Source organism: Hydrogenophaga sp., assembly GCF_030373225.1.
In the GTDB taxonomy this organism is placed as follows: domain Bacteria; phylum Pseudomonadota; class Gammaproteobacteria; order Burkholderiales; family Burkholderiaceae_C; genus Hydrogenophaga.
In genome coordinates, this window is sequence record NZ_JAUCZG010000006.1 from 81,948 (window position 1) to 102,070 (window position 20,123).

Sequence of the window (20,123 nt, forward strand, 5' to 3'; positions counted from 1 at the left end):
CCCCGCATCCCCTGGAGACCCCCGTCAACTGTCGCATAAAAAAGCCGCTGCGACCCGCTCAGCCCCGCTCCGCTGAGGCCACCCGGCGCTCAAAATCATCGCCATGAAGCGCGGCTTCTACACCATCATGACGGCGCAGTTCTTCAGCTCGCTGGCGGACAACGCGCTGTTTGTGGCTGCGATCGAACTGCTGCGCACCCGCGGCGCGCCCGAGTGGCAAAGCGCGGCCCTCGTCCCCCTGTTTGCCCTGTTCTACGTGGTGCTGGCACCCTTCGTGGGCGCCTTCGCCGATGCGCGCCCCAAAGGCCAGGTCATGTTCATCAGCAACGCCATCAAGGTGGTGGGCTGCCTGCTGATGCTCACCGGTGTGCACCCGTTGCTGGCCTACACGCTGGTGGGCCTGGGCGCGGCGGCCTATTCGCCAGCCAAGTACGGCATCCTCACCGAGCTGTTGCCGCCGTCCCAGCTGGTCAAGGCCAACGGCTGGATCGAAGGGCTGACCATCGCCTCGATCATCCTGGGCGTGCTGCTCGGCGGCCAGCTGGTGAGCCCGTGGGTGTCGGCCCACTTGCTGGCGATCGACCTGCCGGGCCTTCATACCGGCATCCACCACCCCGCCCAGGCCGCGGTGGCCGCGCTGATGCTGGTCTACATGCTGGCGGCCTGGTTCAACACCCGCATCCCGCTCACCGGCGTGACCCCCCGCCCCATGCCCCGCAACCCATGGGCCTTGCTGCCCGATTTCTGGCGCTGCAACAGCCGCCTGTGGCGCGACCGGCTGGGCCAGATTTCCCTGGCGACCACCACGCTGTTCTGGGGTGTGTCGGGCAACCTTCGCTACATCGTGCTGGCCTGGGCCGGCGCGGCGCTGGGGTATGGCACCACGCAGGCGTCGTCGCTGGTGGGGGTGGTGGCGCTCGGTACGGCGGTGGGGGCGGTGGTGGCCTCCATGCGCATGCGGCTGGACCAGGCCACGCGCGTGATGCCCCTGGGCATCGCCATGGGGGTGCTGGTGATCCTCATGAATTTCATCGACAACGTGTGGGTGGCCGCACCGTTTCTGGTTCTGCTGGGTGGCCTGGGCGGTTTTCTGGTGGTGCCGATGAACGCCCTGCTGCAGCACCGTGGGCACAACCTCATGGGCGCCGGACGTTCGATCGCGGTGCAGAACTTCAACGAGCAGGCCTGCATCCTGTTCCTCGGTGCGCTCTACAGCGCCTCCACCGCTGCAGGCTGGTCGGCTTTCACCGCCATCACCGCCTTTGGCGTGTTGGTGGCGGGCTTCATGGCCGTGATCGCACTGTGGCACCGCCACAACCAGCGGGCCCATCCACACGAGCTCGATCGTTTGCTGGAAATCGCGCGCCGCGACGACCTTCACGGGTGAAACGACCCACCTTTGCGCCGCCAACGCGGTGTTCGGAATTTGCGCTGCTTCGCGCGTTTCGGGTCGCGCCCCGGAAGGTCAAAAGCCCACGTTGGTTGGCGCGAAGCCGTCAAGGCTCACGAGCCGGTGTTGCGCCAGCACCTTGTACAGATCACTCTCGCTGACCGAGCGCGACAGGTAGGCGTCGCTGCCGGCCAGCCCGGCTTTCATGCGGTCCATGCTGCCGGCCGTTGGCGCGAACATGATCACCACCGGCGCCCCCTTGGGGCCCTTGGTCTGTTTGGCCGAGCGGCAGATCTGGTTGGCATCGGGGTCGCCCTTGAGCCGGTCGATCACCACCAGCCGGTAATGGTTGGCCTTGAGCATCACCAGGGACTGCGTCGCCTCGCGCGACCAGTCGATCGTCAATCCATAGCGCTTGAAGCGCTTGAGCAGGATGCGGCCTTCCACCAGGCTCTCGGCCACGAGCAGCATGTCACCGCGCGCCACCTCGGGCACCGCTGTCTTGTCGGTGCTGATCCTGGAGCGCGGCGCGCGGGTGGCGCGCGGCGCGGGCGGTGAAGGCAGGTCGTCCAGACCGCCGAAGTCGGTCAATCGCATCGTGCCCTGTCGTGCGCCGGCCGCGGCGGGACGCTGTGGCAGCGGGGTGGCCGCCAGCGTGCGTTCTTCACCGCGTTCCATCGGGCGTGTGGCCGGAAATTCGGTGTCCGCGGCACGGCGACGACGCGCGCTCACCGCCGGAGCCATCGGTCTGGACTCTTCCTCGGGGGACTGGGTGGCCGAAAAACTGCGGTCTGCGCCGGCGCTGGCAGCCACCGGCGGCAGGTGATCGGGCGCAGCAAGCCGGCCGCTGGCCAGGCGCATGCTGGCTTCAAGGCCCTGCAACTGGGAGTTCTGGTAGGGCTGGCTGACCGCCGCACCGCCCGCAGGCGTGCGCTGTGCCGCTGCCGCGGGCCGCACACCGACGATGGCATCGAGCGCGTTGAGAACCGAAACCAGCTTGACCGGCTTGCGTTGCAAGGGCCAACCGGTGCCGCCGTCGGACTGGCCCACCAGCAGGATCTTGCCGGGCAGTTCTGCGTACTGCACCAGATGCAGCGCCTGGGTGTTGTCGGCATTGACCACCAGGATCTGCGCATCCATGACCTCGTCCTGCACGACATAGCTGGGGGGGCGGCGCGCAGCCATCCGGAAAAACGACTCGAATGTGGCCGATTCGGCTTGCGTGAAGCCCACCAACGCCACCGAATATGCTGCCACCATCGATTTGCCCCGCCCGCTGAAACTTTGGTTGATGTCGCAAGACCTTGACGAGTATGCCTTTTCTGGAAAGGAATACGCTGTCTCCCGGATGCGTCGTCATTTGAAATACGACACCTGCCGTGCGGCACCGATCACGGATCGGGCCCTAACTTTCACGACCCCAGCCCTACGGAGCCCTGCATGTCCAGCATTCACGATTTTGAAGCCTTGTCCATCGACGGACGACCGGTCTCGCTCGCGCAGTTCAAGGGCAAACCCTTGCTGATCGTCAACACCGCCAGTGCGTGCGGCTTCACGCCGCAGTTCGGCGGGCTGGAGAAGTTGCACCAGACCTACGCCGGGCGGGGGCTGGTGGTGCTGGGTTTTCCGTGCAACCAGTTCGGCAGCCAGGACCCGGGAAGCAACGAGGAGATCGCCAGTTTCTGCCAACTCAACTACGGCGTGAGTTTTCCCATGATGGAGAAGATCGACGTCAACGGCGCGCAGGCCCATCCGCTGTACCAGTGGCTCACGGCCGAAGCGCCTGGCCTGCTGGGCAGCAAGGCGGTGAAGTGGAACTTCACCAAGTTTCTGGTCGGCAAGGACGGACGGGTGATCAAGCGCTACGCGCCACAGGACGCGCCCGAGAAGCTGGCGGCGGACATCGAGGCTGCCCTGGCCTGAACCGGTTGGCTATCGCAGCCAGCCGCGCTTGCGGAAATACAGCATGGGTCCCACGGCCGAGAGCACCATGAGCGTCAGCGCCAGCGGGTAGCCGTACTGCCACTGCAGCTCGGGCATGAAGGCGAAGTTCATGCCGTAGCTGCTCGCCACCAGCGTCGGAGGCAGCAGCGAGACGCTGGCCACCGAGAAGATCTTGATGATCTTGTTCTGGTTGATGTTGATGAAACCCACCGTGGCATCCATCAGGAAGTTGATCTTGTCGAACAGGAAGGCCGTGTGGCTGTCGAGCGAGTCCAGGTCGCGCAGGATCTGGCGCGCGTCTTCGAACTGCTCGGCACTCAGCAGGCGGCTGCGCATCATGAAGCTGACCGCCCGGCGCGTGTCCATCACATTGCGGCGGATGCGGCCCGACATGTCCTCGTGCCGCGCGATCGCAGAGAGCGCTTCGCTGAGCAGGTTGTCCGATGCATTGCTGTTGAGCACTTTCTTGCTCACCGTCTCGATTTCGTCGTAGATGTCTTCCAGGGTGTCGGCGCAGTATTCGGCGTCGGCGTCGAACAACATCAGCAGCACGTCCTTGGCGTCCTCGATCAGACCCGGCATGCGCCGTGCGCGCATGCGCAGCAGGCGGAACACCGGCACGTCCTCGTCGTGAATCGAGAACAGCACACCCTGGCTCTTGAGCGTGGCGTTGTGCTCGTTGAGGATGAAGGCCACTCGCACCGCGCGCGGGTCGTCTTCGTCGTCGATCAGGAAGTCGGAGCGCACGTGCAGCTCGCCGTTGTCTTCTTCGAAGAACCGCGCGGACTCCTCGATGTCCTCGTCCATGGCGTCTTCGGGGATCGACAGGCCGAAATGCTGTTTGACCCAGCGGCGTTCCTCGGGTGTGGGGTCTTCGAGGTCGACCCAGATCGGCTTGAACTGCGCCAGTTCTTCGAGCGATTCGATCTCTTCCTGGAAGAGGCGGCCATTGGCCAGTGTGAACACGTTGAGCATGGAGCGCTCCCGGCGAAGTCTGCTGTCTGAAAGAACCGGGCCGCGCTGGCGGACCCGAGGGCGGGTAAGGTGCTTTCAGTCAGCCGACCGCCTGATGCAGGCCGCCGCGATGCAGGCGGCGATCAGACGGCGGTGTCGCGCATGACTGAAAGCACGCGACTGGGGGGCGTGCTGTCCATGAAACTCTCCGGGGTTTGGGGGATCGCCGAATTATGGCACTGCGGCTGTTTCCGAGAGCGGCGCATGAGGCGCCATGAAGCGCACCAGTTCGTCCTTTCGGCGCCACGCGTCGTGTTCACCGAGTTCGATGAGCGCATGCACGAATCCCGGTTCGAACAGCAGGTAGCTGGCCAGCGAGGCCGCGCTGCCGGCCGCGCCGCGCGCGGTGTCGAGCGCCCCCAGCCCGGCCAGCGTGTTGCGGGTGGGCGCGGGCAACTCTCCGATGTGCTTGTGCGCCAGTTCGTCGAGCGAAAAGCTGGGCTGGATGGCCAGCACATCGACCGGTCGGTAGGGCAGGGCCGCAGCCAGCGAGGGCGGCAGGCGTGACAGGGTCTGGCTCACGCGCTGGGCCTGTTCCACATCGGCCTGCAAGGTGTCGTGGAAAACGCTGGCCATGGCATGACCGGCGATGGTGCCGGCCGTGGGGTCGCCCGAGGCGCGAACCACCATGCCCGAGCGTTGCGGCTGGCCGACCCCGATCACCAGCACGCGCCGCGCGCCGAAGTGGATCGCCGGCGACAACGGCGAGAGCTGGCGCATGGAGCCGTCACCAAAATGCTCCTTGTGACCGTCGACCCACAGCGGCACCGCTGGAAACAGAAAGGGGATGGCGCTGGACGCCATCAGGTGTTCGATGGTCACGGGCTGGAAGTCCGCCCGGCGGCCGGGCCGGTGCCAGGGCTGCACCGGGTGTCCGGCCCGGGTCTGGCAGAACGTCCAGTGTTCGCCGCTGGTGTAGCTGGAAGCCGTCACGCCCAGCGCGTGGATCACATGCTGTTCCAGCGCCCGCTCCAGCCCCTGAAGGTTGATCGCGCGGTGCAGCGTGTCCACCAGCGGCAGCGTGTCGAGCAGGGCGCGGTGGCGCCGCACCTGTCGCGCCAGCGTCCAGCCCGCCGCCAGCCGGTTGGCACGCACCCAACCGGGGGCTTGCAACCGGTACACATGATCCGAGCGCAGACCCGTCCAGAACCTGGCCAGTTGCGGCAAGGCGGCCAGGCCTTGTTCCGCCACGCTGGCGAGATAGGCCGCGTTGAGGGCGCCGGCCGAGGTGCCGAACAACCATTGAAACGGGAAGGCCCGGCTGCCGGCCGGCTGCATGGTCGCCATCGCCTTGAGCACGCCGGCCTGGTAGGCGGTGCGCGCGCCGCCGCCCATCAGCACCAGTGCGCAGGCGTCGGGCGTCACCGCCTGTGAAGTGGGCGTCAGCACGTTGTGGGTGATGAGGGTGTCGAGAGACATGGGCGCTTCTGATCCGGGAAAGGGCACATCCTGCGGGGGGCGGTCACCAGCTGCACAGCATAGGCGATGCGATCCTGCGCTGCAGCATCCTTGCGCCACACGCCTCACAAGGGTGCCATCCCGGACCGATCGCACGCATTGTTGCCCTTGCCGACTTGCGCCGCATGGCTTTCGTGGGCATAGTGGGATCAAGACATCCCAGTGGCCGTCGGGAGGTCTCGCCCCAGGCGGCTTGTCTCAACCCGGAGCAATATGGAGGCTCTTTCATGAACCTGACGATCAGCGGTCACCACCTCGAGGTCACACCCGCCCTGCGCGGTTACGTCACCAGCAAACTTGAACGCATATCCCGACACTTCGACCAGGTGGTCGACATGAAGGTGCTGCTGACGGTGGACAACCTGAAGGAAAAGGACCTGCGACAAAAAGCGGAGTGCAACATCCACGTCAAGGGGCGCGACCTGTTCGCTGAAAGTGCCCACGCCGATCTCTACGCTGCGGTGGACGAGCTGGCCGACAAGCTGGACCGGCAGGTATTGCGGTACAAGGACAAGACGCAAGACCATCACCACGACTCGGTCAAGCGTTTGATGTGACGCATGTCACGGGTGAAAGCCCGTGGGCCGAAAGCCTATGCTGCGCTGCAGCAAGCCGCTTGGAATGTCAAGCGGCTTTTTTGTGCCATCAGTCTAGCCATCCCCGCTCAACTGGTCATAATTTGCGGTCCTAGAGGGCTCACATGAACCGACTATCTGCCATATTGCCCGCCGCGCAAGTGCTCGTCAGCGTTGACGCAACGAGCAAGAAACGCGCTTTCGAAGAAGCTGGGCTGCTGTTCGAGACCCTGCACGGACTCAACCGGGCACTCATCACCGACAGCTTGTTCGCCCGTGAACGCCTGGGCTCGACCGGGCTGGGTCACGGTGTGGCCATTCCCCACGGACGCATCAAGGGTCTGAAGCAGCCCCTGGCCGCCGTGTTCCAGCTGGCCAGTCCGATCGGCTTCGATGCACCGGACGAGTTGCCGGTGCAATTGATGATCTTTCTGCTGGTTCCCGAGGCCGCCACACAGAAACACCTTGAAATCCTCTCCGAGATCGCCGAGTTGTTGAGCGACAGCGGTCTGCGCGAGCAGATGAAGGCATCGGTCGATGCCGCAGCGCTCCACAAGCAGATCACGTCCTGGCAGTCGGCCCACGCCGCCGCCTGAGGTTGTTGGCCCCCACACGCCACCGCTGCGCGGGTCGTATCCCAACGGGGGTGGCGGTCCCGCCGATGGCAAATTGGTGGCAAATCGACCGCCCCCCCGTTGCACAGCGGAGTGAACGCGCTTGAAGCCCACCGTTGTCAGTGCCGATGTCCTGTTCGAGGACCACCGGGAGGCCTTGAAGTGGCAATGGATCGCCGGGCTCGGTGCATCCGAGCGGCGCTTCGACGAGGTCGCGATCCGAGCGGCCCGATCAGGCGCCGATCTGGTCGGCTACCTCAACTACATCCACCCCTACCGGGTGCAGGTGTTCGGCGAGCGTGAGGTGGCCTACCTCACCAGCAAGGACCAGGAAGACAACAAACGCCGGGTGGCGCGCATCGTCACCCTCGAGCCCCCGGTGCTGGTGGTGGCCGATGGCCAGACAGCACCCGATGCGCTCACCGCCATGTGCGAACGCGCGCAGATTCCGATGTTCTCCACGCACGAGTCGGCGGCCTTCGTCATCGATGTGCTGCGTGCCTACCTGTCGCGCCATTTTGCCGACCGTGCCTCCATGCACGGCGTGTTCATGGACATCCTCGGCATGGGCGTGATGATCACCGGTGAGTCGGGGCTGGGCAAGAGCGAACTCGGACTGGAACTCATCTCGCGCGGTCATGGCCTGGTGGCCGATGATGCGGTGGACCTCTACCGCATCAACCAGACCAGCATCGAGGGACGCTGCCCCGAGCTGCTGCAGAACCTGCTGGAGGTGCGTGGCATCGGCTTGCTCGACATCAAGGCCATCTTTGGCGAGACGGCGGTGCGCCGCAAGATGCGGCTGTCGCTGATCGTGCACCTGGTGCGGCGCGAGACCCTGGAGCGCGACTATGAGCGCATGCCCCACGAGCCGCTCTACCAGGACGTGCTCGGCGTGCCGGTGCGCAAGGCGGTGATCCAGGTGGTCGCCGGCCGCAACATCGCGGTGCTGGTCGAGGCCGCCGTGCGAAACACCATCCTGCAGCTGCGCGGCATCGACACCTATCAGGAGTTCGTTTCGCGCCATCGCGCGGCGATGTCGCGCCCGGAGTAGGGCGTCAGCTCCGCGCCGTCCGGCCTCTGTGGGGGCAGTCGGTCTTGGTGCAGTTGGCGTAGAGCGAAAGCGCATGCTCCTGCAGCAGGAAACCCCGTGTTTTGGCCACCATCTGCTGGCGCTTCTCGATTTCGGCGTCAAAGAATTCCTCCACGCGCCCGCAGTCCAGGCACACGAGGTGGTCGTGGTGCTGACCTTCGTTCAGTTCATACACCGCCTTGCCCGATTCGAAGTTGCTGCGCGTGAGCAGCCCGGCCTGTTCGAACTGCATCAGGACGCGGTAGACCGTGGCCAGTCCGATGTCGGAGCGTTCTTCGAGCAGGACGCGGAACACGTCTTCGGCCGTCATGTGACGCTGTTTGGCGTTCTGGAACACCTCGAGGATCTTCAGTCGCGGCAACGTGGCCTTCAGGCCTGTGCTTTTGAGCTCTTCGATGTTGGTCATGGCGTTGCGCGCTGGGCGTGGGTTCGGGCGTCGGGATCTTTGCGGTGCCTTCGAGCCCCAAGACTACAATGAAAGCATCATATCGTCAGCGTCTGGCGCACGCTGCATTTTTGCCCCGGCAACGCGTGCGCGCGCGCCCCCTTCCACGGTTCGACCCCATGCACTTCCCATCACCCGCTTGCGCTTCTCCGACGCCGCAGGGTCGGCCCATTCGCCGCTCGGTTGTCCTGCTCTGTGCCCTGAGTTCGCTGGTCGCGATCTCGGCCTGCTCCAGCGTCACCAGCCGCCTGCCCGGCATCACCAGCCTGGTCACGCCGTACAAGATCGACATCCTTCAAGGCAACGTGGTCACGCGCGAGCAGGCCGCTGTGCTGCAGCCCGGCATGACCCGCGAACAGGTGCGTGACATCCTGGGTTCGCCGCTGCTGGCCAGCGTGTTCCACGCCGACCGCTGGGACTACGTCTTCACCTTCCGCCGTCAGGGCCAGACACCGCAGCAGCGCCGCCTGACCATCTTCTTCAAGGCGAATGCGCTCGAGAGATTCGAGGCCGACGAGCTGCCCAGCGAGGCGGAATTCGTGGCCTCGCTCGACGCCGGTCGCAAGTTCGGCAAGGTGCCGCCGCTGCAGGCCACCGAAGCCCAGCTCAAGGCCTTCGACGAGCGCAACAAGACCACCGCGCCCGCCACGCCCGCATCCCCCGCGCCGGAGCCCGCCACCAGCTACCCACCGCTGGAGACCCCGGGGACGGCGCGATGAGTGGCGCGGCCGACCTGCAACGGGTGTGTGTCGCCGGCGCCAGCGGCCGCATGGGTCAGATGTTGGTGGAAGCCGTGCGTGCCAGTGACGACTGCCGGCTCGGTGGCGCGCTCGACATCGAAGGCAGCCCGATGCTGGGCCATGACGCGGCGGGTTTTGCCGGCCAGGCCAGCGGTGTGCTCATCACCGCCGACCTCGCCCGTGGCCTGGGCGGCAACCACGCACTGATCGATTTCACCCGCCCCGAAGGCACGCTGGCGCACCTGCGCGAATGCGTCAGGCTGGGTGTGAACGCGGTCATCGGCACCACCGGCTTCAACGATGAGCAAAAGGCCGCGATCGCCGAGGCCGCGAAGTCGGTTGCCATCGTGCTGGCGCCCAACATGAGCGTGGGCGTGAACGTCACGCTCAAGCTGCTGGAGATGGCAGCCAGGGCCATGGCCACCGGCTACGACATCGAGATCATCGAAGCGCACCACCGCCACAAGGTGGATGCTCCCAGCGGCACCGCGCTCAAGATGGGCGAGGTGATCGCCGGCGCGCTGGGTCGCGATCTCAAGGACTGCGCGGTGTATGCGCGCGAGGGCGTCACGGGCGAGCGCGATCCATCGAGCATCGGCTTTGCCACCATCCGGGGTGGCGACATCGTGGGTGACCACACGGTGCTGTTTGCAGGCATCGGCGAACGCATCGAGATCACACACAAGTCGAGCAGCCGTGCCACGTATGCACAGGGCAGTCTGCGCGCGGTGCGGTTCCTCAAGGGCAAGACGCACGGCCTCTACGACATGTTCGACGTTCTGGGTTTGCGCTGAAGCCGGCAACATGGGCGGCGGAGGGTCCCTCGGTCTCGTTCAGACTTTCGCGCAGGCCGATGCGGCGGGCCGCGCGGTTGCCCTGTTGCTGCTGGCCATGTCGGTGGCCACCTGGGTCGTCATCTTGTGGAAAGGCTGGCTGCTGCGCCGCGCCGCCCGCGACCTGCAGCTGAGCACCGCCGCTTTCTGGCAGGCCGCCGATCTGGATGACGCCCAGCGCCGTCTGGGCATGTTCGACGCGCAGCAACTCGTGCGGCCGCTGCTGCAGGCTGCAACAGGCCTGTCCAGCGCCCCGATGCACACGCTGGCCGCCGCCGGTGACCGTTCCCAACAGCTCACCCGCGTGCTGCGTGAGGCCCTGCATCGTGTGTCGGACCGCCTGCAATATGGTCAGGTGCTGCTGGCCAGCGTGGGCTCCACCGCGCCGTTCGTGGGCCTCCTGGGCACCGTCTGGGGCATCTACAACGCGCTCGGCGGCATCGGGCTCGATGGTGGTTTGCGCATCGAACAGGTCGCGGGCCCGGTGGGCGAGGCCCTGGTGATGACGGCGGCGGGTCTGGTGGTGGCGATTCCTGCGGTGCTCTCCTACAACGTGCTGGGCCGTCAGATCGCGCGCATCGAGGCCGATCTCGAGGGCTTCGCGCGCGACTTGCGCGAATGGATGGTGCATCAGCCATGAGTTTCGGCAGGCTGGAGAGGCGGGCGGGCCACAAACCCATGAGCGAGATCAACGTCACGCCGCTGGTCGACGTGATGCTGGTGTTGCTGGTGATCTTCATCATCGCAGCACCCTTCATGGCCGACCGGCTGGCCCTGCGGCTGCCCAAGGCCGAGCTGCCGAAGGCGGCCACGATCGCCGAGTCCGGGCCCTTCGTGTCGCTGGCCATCGACAGCCAGGGGCGCGTGCAGTGGGACGGACAGGTCGTGGACGAGTCCTTGCTGCGCCAGCGCCTGCTCGAGACCGCACAGCGCGATCCTGCCACCGAGCTGCAACTGCGCGCCGATGCCGGCCTGCCCTACGGACGCGTGGTCTCGCTGATCGGCATGGCGCAATCGGTCGGACTCACCCGCATCGGCTTCGTGGCCGAGGCACACGCCCCGCGCTGATTGCCTGAGACGGCGGGCAGCGCGCGGCCCAAGGCCTAAAATCCGCCATTCCCCCGCGCCGTGGCGCAGCTTCTCACCTCACCGTCGCCGGCTGGTCCGGACCCTGGTTCATGCAAGAAAAATACGCCCACAAGGAAGTTGAGCGCGCTGCGCACGCCCACTGGAACGCCACCGACGCCTACCGCGTGACGGAAGACGCAGGCAAGAAGAAGTTTTACGCCTGTTCCATGCTGCCCTACCCCAGCGGCAAGCTGCACATGGGCCATGTGCGCAACTACACCATCAACGACATGCTCACGCGCCACCTGCGCATGAAGGGCTTCAACGTGCTCATGCCCATGGGCTGGGACGCGTTCGGCCTGCCCGCCGAGAACGCTGCATTGAAGAACGGTGTGCCGCCGGCGAAGTGGACGCATGAAAACATCGCCTACATGAAGCAGCAGATGCAGGCCATGGGCCTGGCGATCGACTGGTCGCGCGAAGTGGCCACCTGCGACCCGACTTACTACAAATGGAACCAGTGGCTGTTCCTGAAGATGCTGGAGAAGGGCATCGCCTACCGCAAGACGCAGGTCGTCAACTGGGACCCGGTGGACCAGACGGTGCTGGCCAACGAGCAGGTGATCGACGGCAAGGGCTGGCGCACCGGTGCGCTGGTCGAGAAGCGCGAGATCCCGGGCTATTACCTCAACATCACGGCGTACGCCGAAGAGCTGCTCGACCACGTGCAGATCGGCAACCCCAAGGCCACGCTCAACGGCTGGCCCGACAAGGTGCGTCTGATGCAGGAGAACTGGATCGGCAAGAGCGAGGGCGTGCGCTTTGCGTTCCCGCACGACATCAAGGGCCACGACGGTGCCTTGATCGGCGAAGGAAAGATGTACGTGTTCACCACGCGCGCCGACACCATCATGGGCGTGACCTTCTGCGCCGTGGCGCCCGAGCACCCGCTGGCCTCGCACGCCGCCTCGAACAACCCGGCGCTGGCCGCCTTCATTGAAGAGTGCAAGACCGGTGGCACGACCGAAGCCGAACTCGCCACGCAGGAAAAGAAGGGCATGGCCACGGGTCTTTCCGTGACGCACCCCTTGACCGGTGAGGCGGTGGCCGTGTGGGTGGGCAACTACGTGCTGATGAGCTACGGCGACGGCGCCGTGATGGGTGTGCCCGCGCACGACGAGCGGGACTTTGCGTTCGCGAAGAAGTACGACCTGAAGATCCAGCCCGTGGTGGCGGTCCAGGGCGAGACTTTCAGCCTGGACGCCTGGGCCGACTGGTACGGCGACAAGCAGCGCGCGGTGTGTGTCCATTCCGGTGACCTGGACGGCCTGCCGTACAAGGCGGCGGTCGACGCGGTGGCCAGCCAGCTCGCGGCCAGGGGCCTGGGCGAGAAGAAGACCACCTTCCGCCTGCGCGACTGGGGCGTGAGCCGCCAGCGCTACTGGGGCACGCCCATTCCCATCATCCACTGCAGCGAACACGGCGCGGTGCCCGTGCCCGAGAAAGACCTGCCGGTGGTGCTGCCGCAAGACTGCATTCCCGATGGCTCGGGCAACCCGCTGCACAAACACGAGGGTTTTCACGCGGGCGTGGTGTGCCCGGTGTGCGGCCAGCCCGCGCGCCGCGAGACCGACACCATGGACACCTTCGTGGATTCGTCCTGGTACTTCATGCGCTATTGCGATCCGGACAACGCCGAGCACATGGTGGCCGAGGGCGCCGACTACTGGATGCGGGACCAGCATGCCGCGACCGGCGGCAGCGGCATGGACCAGTACATCGGTGGCATCGAACACGCCATCCTGCACCTGCTCTACGCGCGTTTCTGGACCAAGGTCATGCGCGACATGGGGCTGGTGAAGATCGACGAGCCCTTCACGCACCTGCTCACCCAGGGCATGGTGCTCAACCACCTCTACAGCCGGCGCACCGCCAAGGGCGGCAAGGATTACTTCTGGCCGCACGACGTGGAGACCGTGTTCGACGAAGCCGGCAAGGTCGTGGGGGCGAAGCTGAAGAACCCGGCCACCAGCGGCGACGGTTTGCTGCCCGTGGGCACGCCCATCGACTACGAGGGCGTGGGCACCATGTCCAAGTCGAAGAACAACGGCGTGGACCCGCAGGACCTGATCGAGAAGTACGGCGCCGACACCGCGCGCCTCTACACCATGTTCACCGCTCCGCCCGAGGCCACGCTGGAGTGGAACGACGCGGCGGTGGAGGGCAGCTACCGTTTTCTGCGCCGGGTGTGGGCTTTCGGTCTGAAGCTCTCGGCCACCCCTGGCCTGGGCGCGCTGGCCGCCGGCGTGTCGAAGCAACCGCTGTCCAAGGGGGCGAAGGCGCTCCGTCTGGAGCTGCACACCGTGCTCAAGCAGGTGGACTACGACTACCAGCGCATGCAATACAACACCGTGGTCTCCGGAGCGATGAAGATGCTCAACGCGCTGGAAGACTTCAAAGGCGATGCCGGCTCGGGCGACAACGCGGCGCTGAGCGAGGGCTTCGGCATCCTGCTGCGCTGCATCTACCCCGCCACGCCGCACATCGCCCACACGCTGTGGAGCGAGCTGGGCTATGCCGGCGAGCTGCTCGATGCGCCGTGGCCGGAGCCCGACGAGGCCGCTTTGCAGCGCGACGAGATCGAACTCGTGCTGCAGATCAACGGCAAGCTGCGTGGCAGCCTGCTGGTGCCGGCCCAGGCCGACAAGGCCGCCATCGAAGCGGCCGCGCTGTCCAGCGAGGCCTTCATCAGGCAGGCCGCGGGTGCAGCGCCGAAAAAGGTGGTGGTCGTGCCGGGCCGCCTGGTCAACGTCGTCCTTTGAAAGTCTGCGCATGACGAACCCACGCCACGAGCACCCGCGCCGACGCACCTGGCTGCAACTCACGCTCGCTGCGACCGCGCTGGGCCTGTCGGGCTGTGGCTTCGCGCTGCGTCAGGCGCCCACGTTTGCTTTCGGCACGCTGCGCCTGCAAGGCATGGAGGGCACGCAGGTCAGCCGGGAGCTGCGCGAGGCGCTGCAGGCCAACGGCGTGCGCGTGCTCACATCGGCCACGCCGGCCACGGGCCCGGGTGCCCAGGTCGCGCAGGCGGTCCTCACCGTGCTGGTCGACCAGCGCGAGCGGGTGGTGGTGGGCCAGACGGCCGCGGGCCAGGTGCGCGAGCTGCAGCTGCGCACCCGTTTCGTGTTCCGCCTGCGCACCCCCGCCGACAAGATCCTGATCGACGACACCGAGCTGCTGCTCGAGCGCGACATCAGCTTCAACGAAACCCAGGTGCTCGCGAAGGACGCCGAAGAGGCGATGCTCTTTCGCGACATGCGTGGTGACGTCGTGCAGCAGGTGATCCGCCGCCTGGCGGCGGTGAAATCCCTCTGAAGCCCGGCCCCCCGCCATGCAGATTGCCGCCCCCCAGCTCGCTGCCCAGCTGCAACGCGGCCTGCGCAGCCTCTACACCCTGCACGGCGACGAGCCGCTGCTGATCCAGGAGGCGGCCGACGCCATCCGTGCGGCGGCGCGCCAGCAGGGGTGCGGCGAGCGCACGGTGCACACCGTGGCCGGCGCGCATTTCGACTGGGGCGAGGTGCTCGCCAGCGGCGGGTCGATGAGCCTGTTCTCCGACCGCCAGCTGATCGAGATCCGCATCCCGTCGGGCAAGCCCGGCAAGGACGGCTCGCAGGTGCTGCAGCAGATCGCGCAGGCGGCCGAGAACAACGACAGCACGGTCACGGTGGTGATCCTGCCGCGGCTGGACATGGCCACCCAGAAGGGGGCCTGGTTCGCAGCGCTCGACAGCTTCGGCGTGACGGTGCGTGTTGAAGCGGTGGACCGCAAGACCTTGCCGCATTGGATCGCGCAGCGCCTGCAGGCGCAGGGCCAGTGCGTGCTGGCGGGCGAGGAAGGCCAGCGCACGCTGCAGTTTTTCGCTGACCGGGTCGAGGGCAACCTGCTCGCGGCGCACCAGGAGATCCAGAAGCTCGCGCTGCTGCACCCGGCCGGCGAGCTGTCGCTCGAGCAGGTGGAGTCGGCGGTGCTCAACGTGGCGCGTTACGACGCGTTCAAGCTCGCCGAAGCCGTTCTGGGCGGGCAAGGCGTGCGGGTGCAGCGCATGCTCGACGGCCTGCAGGCCGAGGGTGAGGCGCCGGTGCTGGTGCACTGGGCGCTGTCCGAGGACATCCGCACCCTGCACCGCGTGCGCACCGCGCTCGACGCGGGCCGCCCCTTGCCCATGGCCCTGCGCGAGAACCGCGTTTGGGGCGTCAAGGAAAAGCTCATGGAGCGCGCGCTGCCCCTGCTGAGCATGGCCACGCTGACCCGCTGGCTGGACGATGCCCACACGGTCGACGGCATCGTCAAGGGTCTGAAGGCACCGGGCTGGCCGGCCGATCCGTGGCAGGCGTTGCAGCAGATGGCGATGAAGGTGGCGGGGGCTTGCGCGTTGCCTGCGCGCTGACGTCCGCCGCCGCGGCCTGGTCGGGCGCCGGGCACGGCACCCTCAATCCGAAGCAGGTTCCCTTGTGCAGCGTGGAGCGCAGTTCGACCCGGATGCCGAGCAGATCCGCACATCCTTTGACGATCGCCAGCCCCAGACCCAGACCCTGTTGCTGGCCCATCAGGTGTCTGCCGCGCTGGTGCATGCGAAACACCAGCTCCTGCTCGTCGGGCGCAATGCCGGGGCCGGTGTCCCACACCTGGATCAGCAGGTGACCGGAGCGCTGGCGGCAACCCAGCAGGACGCCACCCGTCTTCGTGTACCGAAAGGCGTTGGAAAGCAGGTTGCAGAGCATTCGCTCCAGCAGGGCACAGTCGCTGTGCACCAGCGCGAGGCTGGGCGTGACGTGCCAGCTCAGGCCGCGCTGCCGCGCAATCGGCGCAAACATCGAGTCGATCCGGTCCAGCATGTCCTGTACCGAAAAGGTCTGGATGTCCGGCTTCAGGTCGGACCGCTCCAGATGCACCGCCATCGCCAGGGAGGCGAGCAGTTCGTCGGCCACCTGCAGTGCCGACTGCATGTGTCTGGTGGCCTCATGGCTGGAGCCGTTCGGTGACTGGCGGTGGATGCTCTCGATGGCCAGGCTGATGGCATACACCGGCTGTTGCAGATCGTGGGCGACGGCCGCCATGAAGCCGGATTTTTCACGCAGCGCCGACTCGGCGAGTTCCCGCTCCGCCGTTTCGTGTCTGCGCGCGGCCTCCGCAGTGGCCCGGGCCTTGCGCTCGGCCATGATCCGGTCTGCCAGGGCGAGCGAAAGCATCAGCATTTCGAAGGCAGATGCCAGCAGAATGCCGTTGTCGAGCAAGGGGTGACTCGACAGAAATCCGATCTGCACCAGGACGCGCAACAGACCCGCCACGGCGATCGCGGTCCACCCCAGCAGGAAGTACGCAGCACCCGGCGTTTTCAGTCGGGCGCCCAGAGCGGCTGCGATCTGGATGAGGAACGCGGTCAGCAACCCCATGGGAACAATTAGCAGATTGGAAACTTCCAGCGGGGTCAACCAGACATGGCTGGCGATCACGGGTATCCAGGCAGCCGCACCCAGGCGCAGTGCCAGGGCCAACCGGGGTGCCGTCTCGCTCAGGCGAAGGAAGCGAAGGGTGAAGACGAGTGCCATTGCGCAAAACACGCTGGAGGAGAGGCTCAGCAGCGGAATGGTGAGCAAGGCATGCCCGGGCCACAGCAGGTGTGGGCCGATGCCGGTGTTTCCCAGCTGGAAGACCACCAGCGACAGTCCGAACCCCAGATAGCTGGCATAGGCGGTGTCACGCAGGCGGACCGCCAGAAAGCCGTTGTACGCGAGCAGTCCGGCCATGAGCCCGAAGTACGCAGCGAGCAGGCTGTATTCACGCAGCTCGCGGTCGCGCCAGGCGCTGGACCGCCACAGTTCAAGCTTCATCTGCAGAAGCGATTCGGAGCGCACCCGCAGGTAGACGGTGTGGGTCTGACGGGCTTCGAGAACGATGGGGAAGGTGGGGTGGCGGCCGGGCGTGGCCACACCCTGGACCTGCGCCTGAAGGCCTCCGTAGGCCACTTGTGGCGGCGCGCCGGGTGTCTCCAGCACCATCAGCACACCGGCCAGGTGAGGGCTGGGCAGCGTCAGCGTCCAGTCGCCACCGCCTTTGTCATCGGTGGTGAGGGTCAGGCGAAACCAGAGGGTGGTCGACACGCCTGCGAAGTTGCCCGCGCCGCGTCGCTCGCTCAGCAGATGCCACTCGCCCTCGGCGGGCGGCACCGAAGCATTCTCCAGCGCCGGTGCGAACCGGTATTCCAGCAGGTCGGTGGCTTGCAGCCGCTGTTGTCCGCCGTCGACCTGCAGCGCTGGTGCAGCCTCGACCGTTGATGCCGCGCAGAGCCACCAGACCATGAGCCCGAGCGCGCGCGGTGCCGCCCCACGCACGGCACGACAAAAGGCCTGCCATGGCCGAACCAGAAAAGAGGGCCGTGGGTCCCGGGTGCTCATGGACGGGCGACCGGGATGCGGAGTGGTCGTTCGTTGCCGTGCCTGCGACGATGCCGCGGGTTCAGGCGCCGTTCACCGCCGTCTCCCGGTAGGCCGATGGCGACACGCCCGTGTGCTCGCGGAACACGCGGCTGAAGTGCGCCGTGTTGTTGAAGCCCCAGGAGAACGCGATCTCGGTGATGGTGCGCGGCACGCCGGTGCTCTGGCGCAGTTCGCGCATGCAGGCCTGGATTCGCTGGCGCTGGATGTAGTGCGCGGGGGTGTCTTCGTCGGCGCTGAAGGCATTGTGCAGGTGGCGCTTGCTGCAGTTCAACGCCTGGGCGATGTGGTCGAGCGACAGCGCCGGATCGCGCAGGTGCTGGCCGATGTGCTCGCGGATGCGGTCGCGGAAGGCCTCGAGCTGGGTGACGCTGTTCCCGCGCCCGGCGAGTTCCTGCAAGGACAGGCGCACCAGTTCCACGATGAGCTCGCCCGCGCCGCGCGCTGCGGTCTCGCTCATCTGCGGCAGTTCCTGGTAGGTGCTGCGCATGGTCTCCAGGGCCACGCGTGCAATGCCGCTCACGCCGCCCACGTGTCTCGCCATCAGCGGCTCCAGCTTGATGCCGCGCTCGGTCAGCTGGTCCTTGGGCAGCATCACGATCAGGTGCTCGACCCGCTCGGGGTTGGCGATTTCGTAGCTGCCGGTGGTGTCGTAGATGGCCCAGCCGCCGGGCCGCACCCAGGCCTCGCGGCCCTGCTGCTGCACCGCCGCGCTGCCCTGCCAGGGTGCCACGATCTTGAGGTAGGCGCGCTCGCTGTCGCGCGCCAGCTGCGGGCTCTTGAGCACGCGGTGGCGGTTGGCCTCGAGCTTGGTGAGCACCACGTCGCCCGCGGTCGATGCGCTCATGTGACCGTCGAAACCGGTGTCGCCGTACAGGTCGGACTGCAGGCCGCCGAAATGTGTCCAGACCCAGTCGCGCCAGATGGCGGCGCGCTCGATCGGCGCGACGCTGTCGGTGCTCATCACGGAGGCAGCGGCCATGGGGGTCTCCGGGGGTGTCAGGGCCTCAAATTATCGGGCGCACCGTCTGGCCCTGCATCGCACAAGTTTGAGGGTTTACCCGGGGCGCCGTGCACGTTCCGTCAAGCAGGTAGTGCACCCACAGCACAGCGCGCAGCGTGTGTCCTGCCTACCATTCGGCTCTCAGCCCACCCACATCCGCAGGAGACACAACATGGTTCAAGCCAATCGCCGTCTGGTCATCAAGAGCGCCGCCGCCGCGGTGGGCGCCATGTCCTTCGCTCCCCAGCTCATGGCGCAATCCGCACCGGTGCGCGTCGGCTATTCGATGTCGCGCACCGGCCCCTGGACGGGTGGCGCGCAGGTGAGCCAGGAGCCCAACTACCTGCTGTGGGCCGAGCAGCAGAACGCCGCGGGTGGTCTCGATGTCAAGGGCGTCAGGCGCCAGATCGAGCTCATCAGCAGCGACGACCGCAGCGACACCGAGACCGTGGTGCGCACCTACGAAAAGCTCATGGGCAGCGACAAGGTCGACCTCGTGCTGCCGCCCTGGGGTTCCAACGCCAACTTCGCCGTGGCCCCGCTGGCCAATCGCTTCCAGTACCCGTTTCTGGCGCCCACCGCGCTCTCGCGCCGGCTGGTCGAGATGCGCCTGCCGTATTTCTTCCTGCTGCTGCAGCAGCCCGCGCCCATGACCAACGCGCTGGTCGACATGCTCAAGGCCAACGGCGTGAAGACCGTGGCGCTGATCTACGTGGACGACCTGTTCGGCCTGGAGAACTACGCCGCCTTCAAGGTGGCGCTGCAGGGCAGTGGCATCACCATGGTGGAAGACAAGAGCTACCCCGGTGGCGTGAAGGACCTCTCTCCGGTGTTGCGCTCGATGAAGGACAAGAACCCCGACGCCTTTGTGGGCTTCACCTACCCGCCCGACACCATCCTGGCCAGCCGCCAGGCCAAGGAAGTGGGCTTCAACCCGAAGTTCTTCTACGCCTCGGTGGGCACGGCCTTCCAGCTCTACCGCAACGTGATGACGCCCGCCGGCGCCGAGGGCGTGCTCGGCATGGGCTCGTGGAACAGCAAGACCAGCCCGGCAGCCAAGGCCTACTTCGACGCGCACACCAAAAAGTTCGCCGGCAAGGAACCCGACCGCTGGGCCAGCGGCGCCTGCTGGGCCGGCCTGGAGATCCTCACCAGCGCGGTGAAGGCCCAGGGCCTGGACCGCAAGGCGATCCGCGACCACGTGGCCGGCACGACCCACAAGACCATCATCGGTGACGTGAAGTTCAACGGCAGCGAGAACGTGGGCACGCCGGGCACCGTGAGCCAGTGGCAGAACGGGGAGTTCGAGGTGGTGTGGCCGAAGAGCGTGGCCACGGCAGCGTTGAACCCCAACAAACCTGTTTGGAAATAAACGCCCTCGTGTACCCGCACATCCGTTCGCCCTGAGCTTGTCGAAGGACAAGCTCAGGGCGAACGGGGTTGTGTTTC

Annotated in this window: 19 protein-coding genes; 13 read left to right on the top strand and 6 right to left on the bottom strand. The window is 66.5% G+C overall.

All coding sequences use genetic code 11. The features are described 5' to 3' along the window. Positions 1-103: 103 nt before the first annotated feature. A complete protein-coding gene (gene lplT / locus QUV35_RS05410; RefSeq protein ID WP_300871435.1) occupies positions 104-1,387 on the top strand; it encodes a lysophospholipid transporter LplT in 1,284 nt (427 codons plus the stop codon). A gap of 78 nt (positions 1,388-1,465) precedes the next feature. Here the strand turns inward: lplT and QUV35_RS05415 are convergent, their stop codons facing one another. After that, positions 1,466-2,650 (bottom strand): hypothetical protein, encoded by a 1,185-nt coding sequence (locus tag QUV35_RS05415; protein ID WP_300871436.1) that lies wholly within the window; start codon positions 2,648-2,650, stop codon positions 1,466-1,468. A 180-nt stretch (positions 2,651-2,830) separates the two neighbouring features. Here QUV35_RS05415 and QUV35_RS05420 point away from each other — a divergent pair, with 180 nt between their 5' ends. Then, a complete protein-coding gene (locus QUV35_RS05420) occupies positions 2,831-3,313 on the top strand; it encodes a glutathione peroxidase (protein ID WP_300871437.1) in 483 nt (160 codons plus the stop codon). Positions 3,314-3,322: 9 nt separating this feature from the next. On the opposite strand, the gene corA is transcribed toward QUV35_RS05420, so the two are convergent. Further along, positions 3,323-4,309, bottom strand: coding sequence for a magnesium/cobalt transporter CorA (gene corA, locus QUV35_RS05425; protein ID WP_300871438.1), 987 nt, complete (start codon positions 4,307-4,309; stop codon positions 3,323-3,325). A 210-nt stretch (positions 4,310-4,519) separates the two neighbouring features. Further along, positions 4,520-5,767, bottom strand: a complete 1,248-nt coding sequence (locus QUV35_RS05430) for a patatin-like phospholipase family protein (protein ID WP_300871440.1) — start codon at positions 5,765-5,767, stop codon at positions 4,520-4,522. Between the two features lie 266 nt (positions 5,768-6,033). On the opposite strand from QUV35_RS05430, the gene raiA reads away from it, so the two are divergent. The 3 genes from raiA to hprK all read left to right on the top strand — a co-directional run bounded on the left by raiA (position 6,034) and on the right by hprK (position 8,049). Next, positions 6,034-6,363: a ribosome-associated translation inhibitor RaiA gene (raiA, locus tag QUV35_RS05435; protein ID WP_069048333.1), complete on the top strand. Its 330-nt coding sequence runs from the start codon at positions 6,034-6,036 to the stop codon at positions 6,361-6,363. Positions 6,364-6,506: 143 nt separating this feature from the next. Beyond that, positions 6,507-6,977 carry a PTS sugar transporter subunit IIA gene (locus QUV35_RS05440; RefSeq protein WP_300871441.1) on the top strand — a complete coding sequence of 157 codons (471 nt, stop codon included), beginning with the start codon at positions 6,507-6,509 and terminating at the stop codon, positions 6,975-6,977. Between the two features lie 121 nt (positions 6,978-7,098). Beyond that, positions 7,099-8,049: an HPr(Ser) kinase/phosphatase gene (gene hprK / locus QUV35_RS05445; RefSeq protein ID WP_300871443.1), complete on the top strand. Its 951-nt coding sequence runs from the start codon at positions 7,099-7,101 to the stop codon at positions 8,047-8,049. Positions 8,050-8,053: 4 nt separating this feature from the next. Here the strand turns inward: hprK and fur are convergent, their stop codons facing one another. Then, positions 8,054-8,494 (bottom strand): ferric iron uptake transcriptional regulator, encoded by a 441-nt coding sequence (fur, locus tag QUV35_RS05450; protein ID WP_300871445.1) that lies wholly within the window; start codon positions 8,492-8,494, stop codon positions 8,054-8,056. Between the two features lie 158 nt (positions 8,495-8,652). Between fur and QUV35_RS05455 the strand changes: the two genes are divergently transcribed. The 7 genes from QUV35_RS05455 (at position 8,653) to holA (ending at position 15,624) form a co-directional block, all read left to right on the top strand. Next, positions 8,653-9,252, top strand: coding sequence for an outer membrane protein assembly factor BamE (locus tag QUV35_RS05455; protein WP_300871447.1), 600 nt, complete (start codon positions 8,653-8,655; stop codon positions 9,250-9,252). Next, on the top strand, positions 9,249-10,067 hold the full coding sequence (dapB, locus tag QUV35_RS05460) for a 4-hydroxy-tetrahydrodipicolinate reductase (RefSeq protein WP_300871449.1): 819 nt from the start codon (positions 9,249-9,251) through the stop codon (positions 10,065-10,067). The genes QUV35_RS05455 and dapB overlap by 4 nt, the downstream gene beginning before the upstream one ends. 10 nt (positions 10,068-10,077) lie before the next feature. Then, positions 10,078-10,746: a MotA/TolQ/ExbB proton channel family protein gene (locus tag QUV35_RS05465; RefSeq protein ID WP_300871450.1), complete on the top strand. Its 669-nt coding sequence runs from the start codon at positions 10,078-10,080 to the stop codon at positions 10,744-10,746. Positions 10,747-10,784: 38 nt separating this feature from the next. Continuing rightward, the gene (locus QUV35_RS05470; protein WP_366945397.1) at positions 10,785-11,174 is read left to right on the top strand and encodes a biopolymer transporter ExbD; all 390 of its coding nucleotides are present in this window, start codon (positions 10,785-10,787) and stop codon (positions 11,172-11,174) included. Positions 11,175-11,284: 110 nt separating this feature from the next. Beyond that, positions 11,285-13,996 carry a leucine--tRNA ligase gene (gene leuS / locus QUV35_RS05475; protein WP_300871452.1) on the top strand — a complete coding sequence of 904 codons (2,712 nt, stop codon included), beginning with the start codon at positions 11,285-11,287 and terminating at the stop codon, positions 13,994-13,996. 10 nt (positions 13,997-14,006) lie between these two features. Continuing rightward, positions 14,007-14,549: an LPS assembly lipoprotein LptE gene (gene lptE / locus QUV35_RS05480; RefSeq protein ID WP_300871453.1), complete on the top strand. Its 543-nt coding sequence runs from the start codon at positions 14,007-14,009 to the stop codon at positions 14,547-14,549. Between the two features lie 16 nt (positions 14,550-14,565). After that, positions 14,566-15,624 carry a DNA polymerase III subunit delta gene (holA, locus tag QUV35_RS05485; RefSeq protein WP_300871455.1) on the top strand — a complete coding sequence of 353 codons (1,059 nt, stop codon included), beginning with the start codon at positions 14,566-14,568 and terminating at the stop codon, positions 15,622-15,624. Here the strand turns inward: holA and QUV35_RS05490 are convergent. Together QUV35_RS05490 and QUV35_RS05495 are read right to left on the bottom strand one after the other, a co-directional pair. Further along, positions 15,524-17,632, bottom strand: coding sequence for a sensor histidine kinase (locus QUV35_RS05490; protein WP_300871457.1), 2,109 nt, complete (start codon positions 17,630-17,632; stop codon positions 15,524-15,526). The two genes, holA and QUV35_RS05490, sit on opposite strands and share 101 nt — an antisense overlap. 61 nt (positions 17,633-17,693) lie before the next feature. Beyond that, the gene (locus tag QUV35_RS05495) at positions 17,694-18,653 is read right to left on the bottom strand and encodes a helix-turn-helix domain-containing protein (protein ID WP_300871458.1); all 960 of its coding nucleotides are present in this window, start codon (positions 18,651-18,653) and stop codon (positions 17,694-17,696) included. 193 nt (positions 18,654-18,846) lie between these two features. Between QUV35_RS05495 and QUV35_RS05500 the strand changes: the two genes are divergently transcribed. Next, a complete protein-coding gene (locus tag QUV35_RS05500; RefSeq protein WP_300871459.1) occupies positions 18,847-20,046 on the top strand; it encodes an amino acid ABC transporter substrate-binding protein in 1,200 nt (399 codons plus the stop codon). The last annotated feature ends 77 nt before the right edge of the window (positions 20,047-20,123 follow it).